This window comes from Syntrophus aciditrophicus SB (assembly GCF_000013405.1).
GTDB lineage: Bacteria > Desulfobacterota > Syntrophia > Syntrophales > Syntrophaceae > Syntrophus > Syntrophus aciditrophicus.
In genome coordinates, this window is record NC_007759.1 from 3140389 (window position 1) to 3159308 (window position 18920).

Consider the following 18920-nt stretch of genomic DNA (forward strand, 5'->3'; position numbering starts at 1 on the left):
AGCCATCTGAAATCTATCAGGCCTTCATGAACAAGATAAAAGGAGAAAAAATGAAAAGATGTACCGGCTGCGAACAGGAAGCTGAAAAAACATCGAAAATTAACTTTCTGATGCTGGACGGAACGGAAGTCGAGGTCAATATCTGCGCAAAATGCGCAAACAAGATTGATGAAAACCTTTTCTACATTATTGTTTGTCGGAACTGCCAATCAGCGATCTGGGTTGAGAACATCGAGAAGGAAAAGGTATCCATCAAAGTTCAGGAAGAATGTGCCCGGTGCGCGGCGCCACCCAGGGGCGCACATTTTTTTCCCATGGTCTGAAATCGCTCAATGGAGGCAGCCGCCCCATTTTACGCGCTTGCCTGACCTGACGTACGGAAGCCGGGCTGATCCTTGAAGCGGAAGTTTTTCCATTTTCAGTTTTCTCGATCATGGGCTTCAGTGCGGGAGCCATTATTTTCAGGATTTTAACAGGCAAAGAACTCGTAAAGCCGTAGCCGGCGGCCTCCGGCCCGGGTACGTAGGCTGTGATGGTGCCGAAGAAGCGATCTCCTATAAAGAAAACAAACACCGAAGCACGGTTTATGATGCGGGATCCTATCAGCTGTCCTTTTTGTCCATAGATATTGTGCCGGTTATCGCCTGTTCCCGTTTTGCCACCCACCGCGACAGGGGTTCCGTCGCTCAGGACAAATGCGCCACGGATCTGCTGCGCCGTGCCTCTTTCCACCACGTCAACCAAGGCGTTTCGCACTGCGGCGGCAATTTCAGGCGACAGTACCCTCCGCCCCGCGAATTCCTTGCGCCCAAGCAGGGTTTCATAGGGGGTCCCGGCAGCAAACTGAAGCTTGTCGATCTTTACGATGGGATAATGGACGCCGCCGTTCATAATGATCCCGACCAATTCCGCCAGAGACGCCGGCCGATCTGCCGAGCTTCCGATAGCGGTGGCATAGGAAGGGACAAGAGAATCGAAGGGGTAGCCAAGCCGTTTCCACACCGGGAGAATCTCCAGAAACGCCTCTACCTCGAGAAGACTGCGAATTCTGATATCCTGAGCGTTTTTCCGGTGGGTCTTGAAGAGCCATCGATAGACCTCCTGGCGCTCTTTCACACTTGCGCGCATGACCTCGGAGCGTTCCGCGTCGGGGTGATTCCGAAGATAGGCGACCAGCCAGAGCTCTAAAGGGTGAAGGCGGGCAATATAGCCCCGGTCCTGGAGGTCCCACTGTTGGGGATTGCAGGTTTCGTAAAGCTTTTCGAAATCCGGCTTCGGTACAGACAGCGAAGATGTCCGGGACTGCAGGAACTCGGTGAATTCCTCCACGCCGGCCTCCGGTTTTACAAAGCGAAAAACCGCCGCCAGACGTAAGGGATTCGGGTGCACGCTCTGCAACAGAAGCTCAAACTGTTCCTCGGTTTTTTTCTCCCGATACTTGTTATAAAAGCGATTGAGAAAAACCCTGCCCTCCTGATCGGCAAACCGCACCAGGTACGCCTGCCGTGCCGGGTCTTGCTTATCCTCGAGGATCCTGGCCGTCGAGCCGGGCATGTTGTACATGTAATACCGGACGACATCGCGCATCAGCCTGATGAAAACCAGGTTGACCGAGTTCCGCAAGCCGTCGCGAACGGACAGGATTCTCGAGTTGTCCGATTTGTCGAAGTTATGAAATACATGCTGGCCACCGCCTGTAAAGAAGATTTCTCCGGGGCTCGCGGAGTAGCGACGCTCCATCGCCGCTTCCATCATTGCGGTCAGAGAGGGGTCGTTTTCAGCCGCCAGGTAATCCAGCACCCATTGGGTCAGTCGATCTCCTCCGTGAACATCGACCTCGCGCAGACTTTCCTTGGGCAATCCGGCATAGCGCTCATGCAGCCCGGCGATGATCTCCAGGTAGGTCACCAGCGTCCGAAGCTTCGCCGTTGAGCCCAACTCAATCTTGACCCCTTCATTGATATCGAAGGGCTGGTCGAAATTGTCGGTCTGAATGCGCAGGAGGTTCGCATTGCCGACATGCTCGTAAAGCGTGAAGCTGTATATGACACGGCTCGGATCGCTGCCCTCCAGGAGACGAAGCCCGCGGAGTCCGACCGTCTCCACATATCCGGGATCCCTCAACTTGAGCAGAAGCTGGCTCACCTCGTCCTGGGTCGCACCATCCAGGGTGCTCCTCACGGACAGGTCCAGACGGTCCAGTTCATAGAGCCGCGGCACGCCTAAAACAGCGCTGAGCTGGCGGCGAATGGCATTGGCGGCCTTGCGGCCCACAAATGAAACGGCGGGCAAAGCCGGTGGCCCTTCACGAAACATGAGCCTTGAGCGAAGCGCGCTGTCGCGCAATCCGGGGTTGATGACTCCCGCCTTGCAAAGCATGTGCAGATAACGGTTCGTGATTGACTCAAGGGCATCCCGATTGGTCATCAAATAGAAAGAAGGACGGCGTTGAGCGATAAAGAGGCTCAAGATCTGCTTGTAGGCCCTGGCCCTTTCCGCATCATCCGATCCGTCTTCATCACAGAGGAGCCTGTTGACCGCGTTGAGATCGGAGCCGTAGACCGCCCACAATCCATCTCCGATTCCGTTGACCTCGCCATGCCCGGGAAGAGCGGCCAACGGAACAGAGTTAAGGTAGTCGATGACGAGCCGGCGGCGCACCGCCGTGGTATCCCGGCCGTGAAGATAGGCTCTCAGAGAAGCGGAAGCCATTTGCCTCAATTTATCACCGGCACTGGCGGTCCGACCATCTGGTGAATGACGGAATTTTTCAAGCTGCGTAGCCAGGGTGCTTCCTCCCGCAAACCGATGATCCGAATCGAAAACATTGATTCCTCTGTCAATCATCGCTTTCGCGAGCCGGTCCCATTCTACCGCCGGATTGCGGTCGGGCTGGCGAGAATCCAGCAGCTCCTTGTTTTCGATAAAGAGCAGCGTGTTTACAATGAGGGGCGGCACGGACTCGAAGCGGCTGTAGACCCGTTCCGGATACCGGACTTTGAAAATAGAGCGGCCGTCATGGTCAAAAATGGAGAGACCCGCCTGGCTCTTCTCCTGATAGCTCGGGTAAAGCCCGCATCCGATTATTCCATTGAGGCTGGAGGAAGGACGGGACTGCGCTTCAACCTGGTATCCCTGAGCACTTAAGTTTTTAAGAAAGTCCGACAGCCGGGTATAACCTAACCGCTTGTCATAAGGGCCGTCAGCAGGAAAACGAAGGGACGGATTGGGGCCGGATTTTACAGAAAATGTGAGCTTTTGCGCGAACCAGGAGAGTAATCGCGCCTCGAGATAGAATGTTTTGAATTCTAAAACCGCCAGCGCGCACAGGACCGCGGATGCAACCAGGATGACCGCGCCGCCGAACAGTCGCCATCGCCACCGAAGAATATGTTTCCAGATCATCATCAAGCCAAATCACGCTGCGAAGGACGGGGGAATAACTGCCATTTTTTACCATATTTGCCATCCGATGGGATCATAGCTCCTCTCAGGCAACAGCAGGTTCGTGTAATTTTTATGACATGGAGTCGGCCTTGAAGCCACGGCGACGCCTTGTACCATATAAGCCGCAGCGCGGCAGCGCTATTGATTCCGAGGCCCCGATGGCCGTCACTTTGGCTGCCGTTGTTCAGGGCTGAATTTCCTGACTCCTGATGGACGCCAGAGCCGTGTCCAGAAGCAGTGAATAAGAGGACTCAAAGCGGGGATTCAACACCACAGGAACGCCCGTTCCCATCAAGGCTCCGGCCGGTGTGCTTCTGCCCAGGAAAATCAGGATCTCCGCAATCGAATAGCAGGCATCGATATTCGGGAGAAAATATATATCCACCCGCCCCGCGACAGAACTCTCAAGGCCTTTTCTCAGAGCCCTCTCCCGGGATGAAGCACAATCGATATCAAGAGGGCCTTCAACGATCCCCTTCAATTGCTTCCGCTCAGACATCTTTGCAAGAACTGCTGCGTCCACGGAAGAAGGAACAGAAAAATTGACAAGTTCCATTGTTGACAAGGCAGCGGTCTTTGGTTTTTCAATGCCCAGAATCCCGGCAAATTCTATGGCGTTTTCCAGAATTCGCACCTTCTGCTTCATGTCCGGGTATGACTGGATCAGCGTATCGGTGATCATGATCAGCCTGTTCTCCGAAGGCAATTCAAAAAGGGAAAGATAGCTCAGAGAATCACTTTCAGCGATGCCGGCTTCTCTGACGGTCAGAGCGTCAAGGAAATTCCTCATTCCGGCATCGCCTTGAAAAAGAAGATCCACGTCCCCGTTCCGGGCCATCGCAATAATCCTGGCAAGAACTTCCGGCTCGTTGCCCCCATTGACAAGGACAGGGGTGATCAGACCAGCTTTTTCCGCTTCAGCGAGAAATTGAGATACCCTGCGGCTTCGAGGCGCCGGTACGGCAACCCGCTTTCTGCCTTTCTCCTGAGCCTTCTCCAGAATCTGCCTGAAGTTTCTTATCATGAGAATTTTCTTTCCTTATGAACTCAATACCCCGAGGGCGATATCGGTAATGATTGTCTCATGGGAATCCGAACGGGAGGGTATCACGGCCGGCATGCCTCCTCCGACAATGATCACGTGCCTCCTGATCCCTGAGAAAAAGTCATTCGCGGCGATGTTGTCGATCTTACAGGCAATATTCCCGTATTCCAGGTTGGGGGCAATAAGAATGTCCGGTATCCGGGAATAGTCGATCTCCTCGAACCGATCGAGAAAGCCCTCCCCGCCGAGGAGAAAATCCGCAAGAGATAATCCCTCCATCAAGCGACATCCGGGCAGCTCCCCCTTTTCATAGGCTTCTCGAATCCTGACGGCGTCGGAAACGGAACCCAGATCATCATTCAATCCCCTTCGGGCGGCGATAAGCCCCACCTGCGGGCTTTCGTAGCCGAATCGGGAAAAAAGATCCACGGCGTCTTCTATAATCTCCATCTTGGCCCTGAAATCGGGGGCCACGGTCAGCCCCGCGTCCGTGACCGCGATGAGCTTTGGCAGAACGGGAAACTGCATCAGAGCGACGCCACTGACGCATCTTCTGAATCCCCGCTTGGAAGCAGCCCATATGAGGGACCTGTAAAGATAAGGGCCATCGATATAACCACGCAGAATAAAATGGGTTTCTCCAGACTCAACAAGCTGGACGCCTTTATCGGCTGATTCCTGGGGATCCCGTACATCAATGACGGCAAACTTTGTAATGTCAAAGCTGATCTCCTCGGCGAGCTTTCTGATCTTCCGTTCATCCCCGATCAAAACGGGCTCCGCGTAACCTCTCTCATAAGCTTCTTTCAAGGCCAGAAGAAATTCTCTGTTATCGGCCTTGACGACGGATACCTTCTTAGGACCAACTCTCCCTGCAATTTCGTCTGCCTCTTCAAAACTCCTTATGAGCATGATTGCATACCTCATATCAATATGATTCCGCCGCGCTATCCATATTCCTTGAGTTCGTCCCCGCCACCCAATCCTCCAAAGGCATTTGCTCTGTACAGGACAAACTCTGCGGGCTACTCGATGACCGTTCCCTGGCCGGTCTTCCGATACTCGAGCGCTATATGGTTGGCAAACGCCGTTCTGCCCTGGGAATCGGCTTTATGTCCATGGGCGTTGCACCAATCGGCAAATGTCTCCAGATCGATGTCCGCGCGAATCGCGATGTCGCCGTTTCCCCTGATCAGTTCACACTGTTTTTCGACAAGAGCTTTCCAGTCGGCAAAAGTGGCGGGCATGTTTTCGGGATCGGTAAAGATCGCCAGCGCCCTCCGGTAAGTCGGTTCATCTTTGAACCAGGCAACTCCTATGACATCGTTCATCCTGAAACTCCTTTCGTTTTTCGAAAACAGTTAACGTTTCATGGTTATAGAAATTCTCACTTCCCGGCCCGACTTATTTTCTTCCAGTAAAACGCCTGATGAATAACCCTTGATGACAACAGGGGTACTTGTCAAGATTTTTATTGGATTTTTTCCAGAGATGGATTCCCGACCGGCGGGCCTGCACTCGAACCGGCCCCGCGGGCCAGAAACTTTTCCAGACGGTTGATGCGGAAATCCAGAAGAAGCTCCACAAAGGCGCGGCGCTGGAGAGGAGGGCCGGCCATGCCGAACACAGGGGCAAGCCCGGCATCTCCCCGGGCTTCGAAGCCCGGCACAGACCAGTCGGCAATCCGGGAAAGGGCATCGTTCAGTTCCGCTTCCAGCGGCTCCGTTGTCCGGATCGGGATCGCCAGGATCTTGTCCGCCGCCGCCTTCAGGTTGTCAGGGACGGTGCTTTTCCGGCTGTTTTCCGACCCCGGTCTCCGCCGGGAACTTTTTTGAAGATGCCGGGTCAGGCCGGAACGGATGGAAACAACAGTGACATAATATCCCTTCCGCAAAGAAAGGAGAGTTGAACCACCCGGGATCACGTTTTCATTCCGGGGAAGATGCAGGACCAGCAGATAGCAGCCGCTGTCCTGAACTTCACGCTCCAGAAGCTCCCAGGGAATGTAAAGCTCCCGAATTTCTGCGCCGGGTGTCATATCGGGCTGCCAGTCGACCGCCAGGGCAGAAAACCGGACCGCGTCCCGCACGGCCAGAAAGGTCGAAGCGAAGTCAAAGTCAGTGTGGTAATCCGGAAGGAAGAAGTCCGCATGAGGCCAGTGCACGAGAAAGAGGACATGGGCGGGTGTCCCCTGTCTGGACAGCTCGGCCAGTTCCAGAAGATGCCGCCGTCCGCGGAGGGTGACCGCATCGGGAAACATAGCGATGCAACGGCCGAAGAGGGTACAGGACTTGACTTCCAGCAGCCGGGGAGCGCCGTTCTGCTCCAGCAGGAAATCAAAACGGCTGCGCCCCCGGGCGATCTCCCGCTGAAGGATATTCATGCCTTCGAAGCCGGGCAGACGCTTCTGACGAAGCAGATCGGCCACGATATCGTTGCAGGCCAGCGTGTGCAGCATGACGGGCCGACCTTCCCGCTCGACAGCCACAACAACCCCCCGGAGTTTCCGATCTTGCCCTACGTCCCGCCGCACGACATACAGCACGCTGTCCGGCAACAGCAATTCCCACAGACGACCCGGATTGGGGAGATAGGCATCGAGAATCTCCGACCCCAGGGCGCAGCGAACGGTGAAACGGTTCGGTCTTTCAATAAACCGGGCTTCTTCCATCTTACCCTCCTGGAAGAGAATTCCATGTCGGAATGAATTATTTACCATTTCCATCATGGAGATTCCATACTGTCTTCGCAGGCATCGGATAATTTTTCATGCACGGGCAATCAAAGGGTAAAAAGCCCTTGACAAAGCCCCCAAAAGGATCATAAGAACTGCCTGTTTCAAAGAATGAACGTTCATTCTTTGAAAGAAGAGGTAAGGCCATGAAAAATACCGGCAAAAGGGAGGAGATCGTACAAGCCGCCCTGGAACTGATCGCGGAAAAGGGATTTCACGGCGCCCCGATGGCTATGATCGCGAAGAAGTCCGATGTAGCGGTGGGCACCATCTACCGCTATTTCGAGAACAAGGATGTACTTATCGACGCCCTGTATCATGAACTGGAAGATAAGATTCTGGCGGCCCTTCGTGAAGAATACTCTGTAAAGAAACCCTTCCGGGAACGGTTTCTCCATCTCGGAACCACGCTGCTCCGATATTTCATCACCTACCCTCTGCATTTCCGTTATCTCGAACAATACCATAACTCTCCCTATGGAACGTCCCGGCGCAGGGATCGATTTCTGGGAAAAATCAACAATCGTGACATCGTCACGGAACTCTTTGCAAAGGGAATCGCCCAGCAGGTTCTGAAAGATTTCCCCTGTATTGTGCTGTTTGCTCTCGCTTTCGGTCCCCTGGTTACCCTCGCGCGGGATCATATCCTGGGTTTTGTCGTTCTGGACGAGACCTTGATCACACAAACCGTCGAAGCCTGCTGGGACGGCATCAGAAGATGACAGGAAAAACAGGGCATTAAATAATGAATGGTTATTCAGGATCACAAGGCGTTTTTTTCTTCCGACATTGCGGATGAACAGCACAAAAATCTCCTGAACCGCACAGCTGCGGGGCAGGCAATTTCATTCAGGTCGCAGAGGTGGCGTATGCAGATTCACAACGGCATGAGGTTCATGACTATTCTGGCGGTCCTTGCCGGATTTCTTCTAACGGCAGGCTGCGGACAGAAAGCAGACAACGGCAAAGCAGGTCCGGGCGGACCTCCCGAAGTCGCCGTAGTGACGGTACAGCCGGAGCGGGTCGTCATCACGACCGCGCTGTCGGGTCGAACCTCACCCTATCTCATCGCCGAGGTACGGCCTCAGGTCAGCGGCATTCTTCAGAAGCGATTTTTCAAGGAAGGCGCGGATGTCAAGGCCGGAGACGTACTCTATCAGATCGATCCGGCCACCTATTCTGCAGCTTACGCCAGCGCCAGAGCGCATCTTGCACGAGCGGAAGCGAATGTGACGTCCATCCGCTACAGGGCTGACCGTTACGGGAAACTGGTCGCCATCAAGGCGGTCAGCCAGCAGGATTACGACGATGCCGCCGCCGCTCTCAAACAGGCCGAGGCGGAAATCCAGGCAGGCAAAGCGGCGGTGGAGGCCGCCCGGATCAATCTGGCCTATACCCGTATATCCGCGCCCATTTCCGGGCGCATCGGCAGATCCCTGGTGACCGTAGGGGCGCTGGTGACTGCGGGGCAGGGAATCGCACTGACCACGATCCAGCAGATCGACCCCATCTACGTCGACGTCACCCAGTCGAGCGCCAGCCTGCTGCGTCTGCAGAAGAGCATGGCCAGCGGCGCGCTCAAAAAAGACGGATCTTCTTCAGCAAAAGTCAAGCTCCTTCTGGAAGACGGAACCCCCTACCCCCTGGAAGGAACCATGCAATTCCGTGATATTACGGTAGACCCCACAAGCGGATCCTTTATCCTGCGCATTGTTTTTCCCAATCCGCAGGAAATTCTGCTGCCGGGTATGTATGTCCGGGCCATAATCGAGGAAGGCGTCAACGAACAGGCGCTCCTGGTTCCCCAGCAGGGTGTCAGCCGCGACCCGAAGGGGAATCCTCTGGCTTTGATCGTAGATGCGGAAGGGAAGGTTCAGCAGCGGATGTTGACCTGCGATCGGACTATCGGAGACAAATGGCTTGTTTCTTCAGGTCTTGCAGCTGGAGATCGGGTGATCGTCGAGGGAATGCAAAAGGTTAAACCGGGGGCCCCCGCAAAGGCTGTTCCTTTTGATGCCGCCAACATGCAGAAGAGTGCTGCCCCCGGAAGCAGTGCCTCACCGGCTGCCGGAACGAACTGACGGAGGGCGTGATGTTATCAAGATTCTTCCTGGATCGGCCTGTTTTCGCCTGGGTCATTGCCATTATCATGATGGCGGCCGGCGCGCTGGCGATCTACAACCTGCCCGTTTCCCAGTACCCCCCCATCGCCCCGCCGTCCATCGCCATCACCGCATTCTATCCGGGAGCGTCGGCGGAAACCGTTGAAAACAGCGTCACCCAGATCATCGAGCAGAAAATGACCGGCTTTGACAAGCTGCTGTACCTCTCCACCAGCAGTGATTCGGCGGGCTCTTCCCGCATCGAGTTGACTTTCGCCCCGGGAACCGATCCGGACATGGCCTGGTCCCAGGTGCAGAACAAACTCCAGCTGGCCATGGCAAGCCTCCCCGAAGTCGTGCAGAGTTCGGGGGTCAAAGTGGCCAAATCCACCAGGAACTATCTGATGATCGTGGGCCTCGTCTCGGAAGACGGGAGCATGGATGGAAATGACTTGCGCGACTATGCTCAATCCAGCCTGGAGAAGGTGCTTTCGCGGGTGCCGGGGGTAGGCGAGGTGGAGATCTTCGGCAGTCAGTATGCCATGCGCGTCTGGCTGAATCCCGACAAGCTGACGGATTACCGGATGACGGTTCAGGATGTTGTCACGGCGCTGAAGGCCTACAACGCGGAGGTTTCCGCCGGGCAGTTCGGGGGAGCGCCGGCGGTGCCGGGACAGAGGCTGAATGCCGCCATTGTCGTCCAGAGCATGCTCAAGACGCCTGAGGAATTCGCCGCCGTTCCTCTCCGCACCAATCCCGACGGCTCCGTCGTCCGAATCAGGGATGTGGGGCGGACGGAACTGGGCACGGAGGTCTACGACATTCAGGCCTATTTTAACGGCAAGCCGTCCGCCGGAATGGCCATCCGTCAGGCCGCCAGCGCTAATGCTCTGGAAACGGCCGATAATGTGAGGGCAAAGCTGGAAGAGATGAGCCATTACTTCCCCGCCGGAATGAAAATCGTTTATCCCTACGACACCACGCCCTTTGTCAAGGTGGCCATCAAGGAGGTCGTTAAGACCCTGATCGAAGCGATCGTGCTGGTTTTCCTGGTTATGTATCTGTTCATGGGAAATCTGAGGGCCACCCTGATCCCGACCATCGCCGTCCCGGTGGTGATCCTGGGAACGTTTGCGGTGCTGGGATTTTTCGGCTTCTCCATCAACATGCTGACCATGTTTGCCATGGTGCTGGCCATCGGCCTCCTGGTGGATGATGCCATCGTGGTCGTGGAGAACGTGGAGCGGATCATGACTGAGGAAGGGCTGCTCCCCAAAGGGGCCACCCGCAAATCCATGGACCAGATTACCAGCGCCCTGATCGGCATCGGGCTCGTGCTTTCGGCGGTCTTCGGTCCCATGGCCTTTTTCGGCGGGTCCACGGGAGTCATCTATCGCCAGTTTTCCGTGACGATCATCGCCTCCATGCTTCTCTCGGTCGTCGTGGCCCTGATCCTGACGCCGGTGCTCTGTTCGTCGCTGCTCAAACCGGTAGCCGCCGGACACAACCCGGCGGACAATGCCGTCTTTTTTCTGCGGCCCTTTTTTATCTGGTTTGATCGGACGTTCCTTCGAATCCGGAACCTCTATGTCAACCTGATCGGCCATTCTCTTTCCAGAATATCCCGCTATCTTGTTATATTCCTCCTGATCGTGGCGGCCATGGGTTTTCTGTTTCTCCGCATGCCCACAGCTTATCTCCCCGATGAAGATCAGGGAGTCCTGATGGTTCAGGCCCTGCTCCCGGCAAACTCGACCCTGGAACAGACCGAAAGGATTATGGAGAATGTTCAGGCCCATTTCCTGGAGAATGAGAAGGATGCGGTCGAACACGTCATGACGATCTCCGGCATGAACTTCTCCGGCCGGGGACAGAACGCGGGCCTGGCCTTTGTCAAGTTGAGGGATTGGGAACTCCGGGATCGGCCGGATCTCAAGGTCGACGCTGTTGCGGGCAGGGCCATGGGACAATTTTCTTCAATCCGCAACGCCATGGTCTTTGCCTTCGCCCCGCCTGCGGTTGTGGAACTGGGGCAGGCCAAAGGGTTTGATTTTCAGTTGCTGGACCGGGGCGGCCTGGGGCATGCAGAACTGATGTCCGCCCGCAACCAGATCCTCGGCATGGCGGCAAAGGATCCTGTTCTGAGCAAGGTCCGGCCCAATGCCCTGGACGATGTGCCTGAATACCGGATCGATGTGGACTGGGGAAAGGCCGGCGCGCTGGGAACTCCCCTTGCCTCTATCCAGAATACGATCTCCGCGTCCTTCGGCAGCGCCTATGTCAACGACTTCATTCAGGGCGGCCGGGTTAAACGGGTATACGTTCAGGCCGATGCCCCCTACCGTATGCTTCCCGATGATCTGGAGAAGCTCCATGTACGCAACACTGCAGGCAAAATGGTTCCCTTCTCAGCCTTCGCGACGGGGCACTGGACTTCGGGATCTCCAAAACTGCAGCGCTATAACGGTTTCCCTTCCATCAACATTCAGGGTGAGTCGGCGCCGGGCAGGAGTTCCGGCGAGGCCATGCGGGCTATGGAAGGATTTATCAAAAAGCTGCCGCAGGGTATCGGTTTTGACTGGACGGGGCTTTCCTACCAGGAGCGGATGTCGAGTGCCCAGGCGCCCCTGCTTTACGCTTTTTCCATTTTCGTCATTTTCCTTTGCCTGGCGGCACTCTATGAGAGCTGGCCTATCCCGATCGCGATTCTGCTCACCCTTCCCCTGGGTATGATCGGCGGCGTCATCGCCTCGAGCCTTCGGGGGCTTCCCAATGACGTCTATTTCCAGATCGGCCTGCTGACGACCCTGGGGCTCACCACCAAAAATGCCATCCTGATCGTCCAGTTCGCCAAAACCGGACGGGAACAGGGAATGGGATTGATCGAGGCCACCCTGGAGGGGGCGAAACTACGTTTTCGTCCGATCGTCATGACCTCTCTGGCCTTCGGCTTCGGTGTTCTGCCCCTGGCCCTGACCACGGGCGCCGGCGCGGGAGCTCAGAATGCCATAGGCACGGGCGTATTGGGAGGAATGGTGACCGCGACCGTCCTGGTGGTTATTTTTACCCCGCTTTTTTACGTACTGATCGAGCGGTTTCTGGGCAGATACCGGCAACGGCAAGCCGTCAGGAAAGACTCCCGCATCGGCATCGTCGACCAGAACCTGAGCGATGAGCTGAAAACCGCCACGACAGAAAAGAAAAGTCCATTAGAGGATTGAAAATATGAAGAGTAATGGATCCCGTATTCTTGTACTGGGCATGATCGCTGTTCTGCTGGGGGGATGCACTCTGGCCCCGAAATACCAGCGTCCTGCCTCTCCTGTTCCTTCCGGCTGGCCGACGGGAGCGGCCTACCAGGGGGCAAAGCCTGATGAACCTGCGCTGACGGCGGTGGCGGAGCTGCCCTGGAGGGAGTTCCTCCCCGAGAAACGCCTTCAGAAGGTGATTGAAACGGCCTTGAACAACAGTCGCGACCTGCGTCTGACAACCTTGAATGTGGAAAGGGCGCGGGCCCTTTATGGCGTCCAGCGGGCTGAACTGCTGCCTGTGGTCGATGTGATGGGAAGCGGGCTCAAGGAGCGCGTCCCGGCGGATCTCTCGTCCTCCGGGCATTCAACGACCCGGGAGGTATACAGCGTCGATCTGGGGGTCACAGCCTGGGAAATCGACTTTTTCGGGCGAATCCGCAGCCTGAAAGACCGTGCCCTGCAGGAATATCTGGCCACGGATCAGGCCCGCCGCAACGCCCGGATCCTCCTGGTATCCGAGGTGGCCAATGTCTGGTTTGCCATGGCCGCCGACGCGGAGAATCTGAAACTCTCCCGCTCCACGCTTGAGGCCCAGCAAGCCTCCTATGATCTGATCCGGAAGCGCTACGATGTCGGGCTGTCATCCGAGCTGGATCTTCGCCGCGCGCAGACTCAAGTGGATACAGCCCGAAGAAACGTTGCCGTCTACACCCAACTGACGGCTCAGGATGAAAACGCCTTGAATCTTCTGGTCGGAACACCCCTCCCGGGGGAACTCCTGCCAGCAGGGCTGGACGGCGTTCTCCCCCCGAGGGAGATCTCTCCCGGCCTGTCCTCCGAAGTGCTCCTGAACCGACCGGATGTGCTGGCGGCGGAACACCGGCTCAAAGCGGCCCACGCCAACATCGGCGCCGCCCGCGCTGCTTTTTTCCCCCGCATCTCCCTGACGACCGCCATCGGAACGGCAAGCGCCGACCTCTCCGGGCTTTTCAAGTCCGGCCAGGATACCTGGATGTTCGCCCCGCAGATCGCCGTCCCGATTTTCGATGCCCGCACCTGGTCGGCCTATGATGTCACCAAAGTGGAGCGGGATATCTCTGTAACCCAATACGAGCAGACGATCCAGACGGCTTTCCGGGAAGTGGCCGATGCCCTGGCGCAGAGGGGAACCATTGGGGAACAACTGGCGGCCCAGGAGTCCCTGGTGGAGGCGACCGCCAGGACTTACCGTCTCGCTGACGCCCGCTACACACGGGGGGTCGACAGTTATCTGAATGTTCTCGACGCGCAGCGCTCCCTCTTCAGCGCTCAGCAGGTGCTGACTGCCCTTCGCGGCAGCCGGTTCACCAATCAGGTCAATCTATACAAGGTTCTGGGGGGCGGGACGGCAATGGATTCCCGTTACCAGTAGCCCCGTTCCATGCAGTTGCTGATGAAGGCAACGGAACGCCGGGGCTCTTCGGAAAAAGAGGCGGACAGCTGTTTGCCCACATCGGGATAAAGGGGTAGGGAGGATAATTTTTCGAGGGGAACCCAGGCCACATCCAGAGAATGGGTCGCGTCCGACCGCACCTTGGGAGTGCCGCGGATTTCCCGGGCCTCAAAAACGACGTGCAGGGTCTGCGGATGCCGTTTTCCAGCGGGAGCTTCTCCAATCAGAATGATGTCGCCGATGTCGACTTTAATCCCCAGTTCCTCCTTCCATTCATTGACGATGGCCTCCTGCAGGGGGATATCCTTGTCCACCCCGCCACCGGGCAGGGCGAAAACCTCTTTTCCACCATAGATGTACTTCATGCACAGGATTTCACCGGCCTGTTCAAAAACGGCAGACACCCGAACTCTCATGAAAAACCTCCTTGTGAATCGGAATGAATTATTTTTGTACCACATTTCCGGATGGTATTCGAGTTTTTGCTTTCGCGACGGGCGCTTCTGCCTGCCGGATGGTCCCGGGGCGGCATACTCACATGGCTCGCTGACGGCGCATCCCGGACAGTCGACGAAGAAAGGCGGTTCAGGATGAAAAGACCTTGCAGATGAAACGAAAATGACGCAGAATTTCGCAGAATCAGGAATACATAAACAGGATTTTTCGTGAATGAATGAGCAACAACAATCCGTGGCCGGGTCAAGAAAGCGTGAGAAACTGTCAAGCCTGTATGAGGGGTTATCGCCGGGAGAACAGATCCTGGTGCAGTTCTGCTCCCTGTTTATGGAACCGGTGAGCATGACGACCGTGATCCGCTGTTTCGATGTGACGGGCATTGCCTTTGCGGGACTCGGAAAAACCAGCTGGCAGAACCTGCAGCCGGCGCTGAAACGCATCGTCAAGCTGGGACTCGTGGATGACCATTATCAATGTCCGGAAAGCTTCCGGGAAATCGCCACCCGGCGGGCCGTCGCGGAAGGGCATTTTGAAAAGATGGCCCGGTCGATTCAACGGCTGATGCCCGGCAATCGCTATCTTTCCCGTTATTCTCCCGAATATGACTGGAGACGCGTCCTGCGGGATTTCCGCATCGCCTTCTACCGGCAGGATTCAAGAGAGGTAAAAACGCTTTATGATTCGATGCTTCGCTTCTGCCCCATGCCTTACCGCACCCCGGATCCCTTTCTGCGCGTCTGCAACCAGCCCTTCGACCGGGTCTGGTTCGGCACGCTGCCCCTGGATCTCCGGTCCGCCGCTCTCTCCCGCATCCTGCTCCAGAGCCTGATCTTTCTTGAACCCGATGAAGCGCCGCTGAACGAGGCCCTGGATCTGGTCTCCGGAGACAGACTGACAGAGCAAGGCGGCCTCCCACTCCCCGAGGTGCTGGCCCTTCGTCCCCTGCTTCACATCCTGATCCTTCGACTCCTTCTCGGAGGCCGCCTTGCTGACGCCCGCCAGCTTCTCAGGGAAATTGGCCGGAGAGAGGAAGGATACACCGGCGGCCTGCAGGGATGCCTTTATTTCCTCGAAGGGAAGAATGAGGAGGCCATTGCGGCAACGGAATCGGATCTCCGCCTGCTGGCCCGGAAAACCGGCGTCCGGAATAATTTCTTTACCGACCCGGTCGGCCTTTTTTTCCTGCTGGCCCTCCTGAAGGCTTATGCGGCTCAACCGGATGCGGCGGGGGCTGCGAAACTCAAAAAATACCTGTATCTGACCGTCCATCGCAACAATCCCAGCAATTTCTATGTTACAAGTCTGACCGCCTTGAGAAAAATCGCCGCCGCCCTGATGATGGAGCCGGAATACCCGGATTACGATTCTCTGCCGGAACGACCGGAAATCGGAACGGTTTTTGCCGCCTTGGCGGAATTCTGGCAGAAGCGCCGTCTCACCTCGAAAACCATTACGTCGCTGCAGACGTTGTATCAGAGAGCCCGGGGCAACGGAATGGCCTGGGCCATGATGGAATGTGCAGGCCTCCTCACTGCCGCCGGCGTCAATCCGCCTCTGTACCGACAGCAGGCAGAGGAGATCAGCGCCGGCGCCGGTCTGGTTTCCCTCATCCCGTCGATCCATTTCGAAGAGCCCTGGCGTAAAAGCCTCCGGGCCCTGACCCAGACGGCGGCGATGGAACGCCCCTCTATCGTTTCCAAGGAAAAAAGGCTGATCTGGCTGTTTCTTTATGGAGAGGAGGGCCTGTCCCTCAAACCGCTGGAACAGCGGCAGAAGGCCCGGGGCGGCTGGACCTCGGGGCGGCCCGTCGCCCTCAGCCGGCTGCACAAGGGGACCAATCTGGAATACCTGAGTCGGCAGGATCACATGATCCGGGCGACCCTGAAAGCGGAAGCCCGGTATTACGGTGGTTACAGCGGCGCCGATTACTATTTCGACTGGGAGAAAACCCTGCCGCTGCTCGTGGGACATCCCCTTATTTTTTCTGAAGAGAATCCGGAAAAACCCGTGGAATTCCTCCGGGGGGAGGTTGAGCTGATGGTGACGGAGTCGACGGAGGGGCTCTGCCTGCGTCTGAGTGTTCCCCTGACGGAATCCCGGGTGGTCCTGATGCCCGAAAATCCCAGCCGGTTCCGGATCTGCGAAATTTCGGACGCCCATCATCGGATCGGACAGATCCTGAGCAGCAAGGGGCTGATTGTTCCGGCAGCGGCCAGGAATGAGCTGATGGCGGCCATGGCGGAACTCTCCTCCCTGGTGACCATCCATTCCACCATCGGCGGCAGTGCGGAATCCCTCGAAGAAATCGAGGGCGATCCCCGTCCTGTTATCCAGCTGGCGCCGGCCGGCGATGGTTTTCACCTGGAGCTGCTGGTTCGTCCCTTCGGCAGCGGCGGAACCCGCCTGAAACCTGGAAAAGGCATGGAGCATGTCATGGCGGACATGGATGGAAAGCATCTCCTGGCCCGGCGCGATCTCGCCCTGGAGATCCGCAATGTCAAGCTCCTGGAAGATCGGTGCCCCACTCTGTTCATGGTCATGAACGACCGGGGGCAGGGGTATCTGGAGAATCCGGAAGATTGTCTGGACCTGCTGCTGGAGCTGAACCCCCTGCAGGAAGCGGAGGAAGTGGTGATCGAATGGCCGGAAGGCGAATCCCTGAAAACTCCTCAGCAGGCCTCTTTCGAGCAGATGCGTCTGAAAGTCCATAAGGTGGGAGACTGGTTCGAGCTGGACGGCCAGCTTCAGCTCGATGAAGGTCTGGTGATGGATATGAAGACCCTCCTTGAGCTGGTGGAATCTTCCCCCCGTCGTTTTCTCCCCCTCGGGGAGGGCCGGTTTATCGCTCTCACCGAGGCTCTGCGCCGCCGCCTGGACGAGATGAACGTCTATGCCGACCGGCGTGGGAAAACAGTCCGCTGCCATGCCCTGGCCATTCCGGTTCTGGACGGAATCTTCGATGACTTTACCCAGGTGAATCGGGACTCCTCGTGGAAAGAGCGGGTAAAAACCTTTCAAAAGGGAATGACCCTGCAGCCCGTCGTCCCCTCCACCCTGCAGGCGGAATTGAGGGATTATCAGGTGGCCGGTTACGAATGGATGATCCGGTTGTCCTCCTGGGGCGCCGGCGCATGTCTCGCCGATGACATGGGACTGGGCAAGACCCTGCAGGCCCTGGCGGTCATGCTGGAACGCGGTCCCAAAGGCCCCACGCTGGTAATCGCCCCGACTTCCGTCTGCATGAACTGGCAGGCCGAGATTAACCGCTTCGCTCCTACCCTCAATCCTGTCCTGTTCGGCGGCCGGAACCGGGAGGAACGCATCGGGAAGCTCAAGGGCATGGACGTGCTGATCTGCAGCTACGGGCTTCTTCAGCAGGAATCGGAACTCCTCGCCACAGCGCACTGGCACACCATCGTCCTCGACGAGGCCCAGGCCATCAAGAATTTCGAGACCCAGCGAGCCCAGGCCGCCCTGTCTTTGAAGGGTGATTTCCGACTCATCACCACGGGCACCCCCATTGAAAATCATCTGGGGGAATTCTATACCCTCTTTGATTTCATCAATCCCGGCCTGCTCGGCTCCCGGCCGCAGTTCAACGAACGCTACGCCATTCCGATCGAAAAAAACGGCGATCGGGAAGCCCGGAAGCGGCTGAAAAAGCTCATTTCCCCCTTTCTCCTGAGGCGGATCAAATCCCAGGTGCTGGACGAACTTCCTCCCCGGACCGATGTGGTCCTCCAGGTGGAAATGTCGCCGGAGGAAACGGCCCTCTATGAGGCCATGCGCCGGCAGGCCGTGGAAACCCTGGAACAGAACGACAGCCCCGTCGGACAAAAGCACCTGAAAATCCTGGCGGAAATCATGCGCCTGCGGCAGGCCTGCTGTCATCCCCGGCTGGTCGTGCCGGACAGCGAACTGACCAGTTCCAAGCTGGCTCTCTTCGGGGAGGTCGTGGAGGAAATGCTGGAAAATTCCCACAAGGCGCTGGTTTTCAGCCAGTTCGTCAGTCATCTGGCTTTGATCCAGGATTACCTGAAGCAGAAGGGCATCGAATACCGTTACCTCGACGGCGGCACACCGCCGAAAGAGCGGCGGCGGGAGGTGGAGGCCTTCCAGGCGGGAAAGGGCTCCCTCTTCCTGATCAGCCTGCGGGCCGGCGGCGTGGGCCTCAACCTGACCGCCGCGGACTTTGTCATTCACATGGATCCGTGGTGGAATCCGGCAGTGGAGGACCAGGCCTCGGATCGGGCCCACCGCATCGGTCAGAAGCGGCCCGTGACGGTGTACCGCCTGGTGACAAAGAACACCATTGAAGAAAAAATTCTAAAACTGCATGCAAGCAAGCGGGATCTGGCCGACAGTCTGCTGGATGGCAGCGATATCAGCGGCCGGATGTCGGCGGACGAGCTGTTTCAGCTGATCCGGGAAGGGTAATTTTTCTGAGGAACAA

11 protein-coding genes are annotated in these 18920 nt (G+C 56.9%); 5 read left to right on the plus strand and 6 right to left on the minus strand.

Going from position 1 to position 18920, the window contains the following annotated elements; translation table 11 throughout:
- Window positions 1-252 precede the first annotated feature (252 nt).
- From SYN_RS14720 to sfsA, 5 genes are all read right to left on the minus strand, one after another.
- On the minus strand, window positions 253-3408 hold the full coding sequence (locus SYN_RS14720) for a transglycosylase domain-containing protein (protein ID WP_148202606.1): 3156 nt from the start codon (window positions 3406-3408) through the stop codon (window positions 253-255).
- A 223-nt stretch (window positions 3409-3631) separates the two neighbouring features.
- A complete protein-coding gene (locus tag SYN_RS14725) occupies window positions 3632-4471 on the minus strand; it encodes a phosphate acyltransferase (RefSeq protein WP_011419032.1) in 840 nt (279 codons plus the stop codon).
- Window positions 4472-4486: 15 nt separating this feature from the next.
- On the minus strand, window positions 4487-5404 hold the full coding sequence (locus SYN_RS14730) for a phosphate acyltransferase (protein WP_158302991.1): 918 nt from the start codon (window positions 5402-5404) through the stop codon (window positions 4487-4489).
- A 113-nt stretch (window positions 5405-5517) separates the two neighbouring features.
- A complete protein-coding gene (locus SYN_RS14735; RefSeq protein WP_011419034.1) occupies window positions 5518-5823 on the minus strand; it encodes a hypothetical protein in 306 nt (101 codons plus the stop codon).
- Between the two features lie 140 nt (window positions 5824-5963).
- Window positions 5964-7163, minus strand: coding sequence for a DNA/RNA nuclease SfsA (gene sfsA, locus SYN_RS14740; protein WP_158302992.1), 1200 nt, complete (start codon window positions 7161-7163; stop codon window positions 5964-5966).
- 209 nt (window positions 7164-7372) lie between these two features.
- On the opposite strand from sfsA, the gene SYN_RS14745 reads away from it, so the two are divergent.
- The 4 genes from SYN_RS14745 to SYN_RS14760 all read left to right on the plus strand — a co-directional run bounded on the left by SYN_RS14745 (window position 7373) and on the right by SYN_RS14760 (window position 13990).
- Window positions 7373-7948 (plus strand): TetR/AcrR family transcriptional regulator, encoded by a 576-nt coding sequence (locus SYN_RS14745; protein ID WP_011419037.1) that lies wholly within the window; start codon window positions 7373-7375, stop codon window positions 7946-7948.
- A 147-nt stretch (window positions 7949-8095) separates the two neighbouring features.
- Entirely contained in the window at window positions 8096-9307 is a 1212-nt protein-coding gene (locus SYN_RS14750; protein WP_041585831.1) for an efflux RND transporter periplasmic adaptor subunit, read from the plus strand.
- 11 nt (window positions 9308-9318) lie between these two features.
- Window positions 9319-12549 carry an efflux RND transporter permease subunit gene (locus SYN_RS14755; protein ID WP_041585180.1) on the plus strand — a complete coding sequence of 1077 codons (3231 nt, stop codon included), beginning with the start codon at window positions 9319-9321 and terminating at the stop codon, window positions 12547-12549.
- A gap of 4 nt (window positions 12550-12553) precedes the next feature.
- Complete coding sequence (locus SYN_RS14760; protein WP_011419040.1) at window positions 12554-13990, plus strand: efflux transporter outer membrane subunit; 1437 nt, start codon at window positions 12554-12556, stop codon at window positions 13988-13990.
- Here SYN_RS14760 and SYN_RS16325 read toward each other — a convergent pair.
- Complete coding sequence (locus SYN_RS16325; protein WP_041585181.1) at window positions 13981-14427, minus strand: NUDIX domain-containing protein; 447 nt, start codon at window positions 14425-14427, stop codon at window positions 13981-13983. The two genes, SYN_RS14760 and SYN_RS16325, sit on opposite strands and share 10 nt — an antisense overlap.
- Window positions 14428-14680: 253 nt before the next feature.
- On the opposite strand from SYN_RS16325, the gene SYN_RS14770 reads away from it, so the two are divergent.
- Window positions 14681-18904, plus strand: a complete 4224-nt coding sequence (locus tag SYN_RS14770; RefSeq protein WP_011419042.1) for a DEAD/DEAH box helicase — start codon at window positions 14681-14683, stop codon at window positions 18902-18904.
- Window positions 18905-18920: the final 16 nt, after the last annotated feature.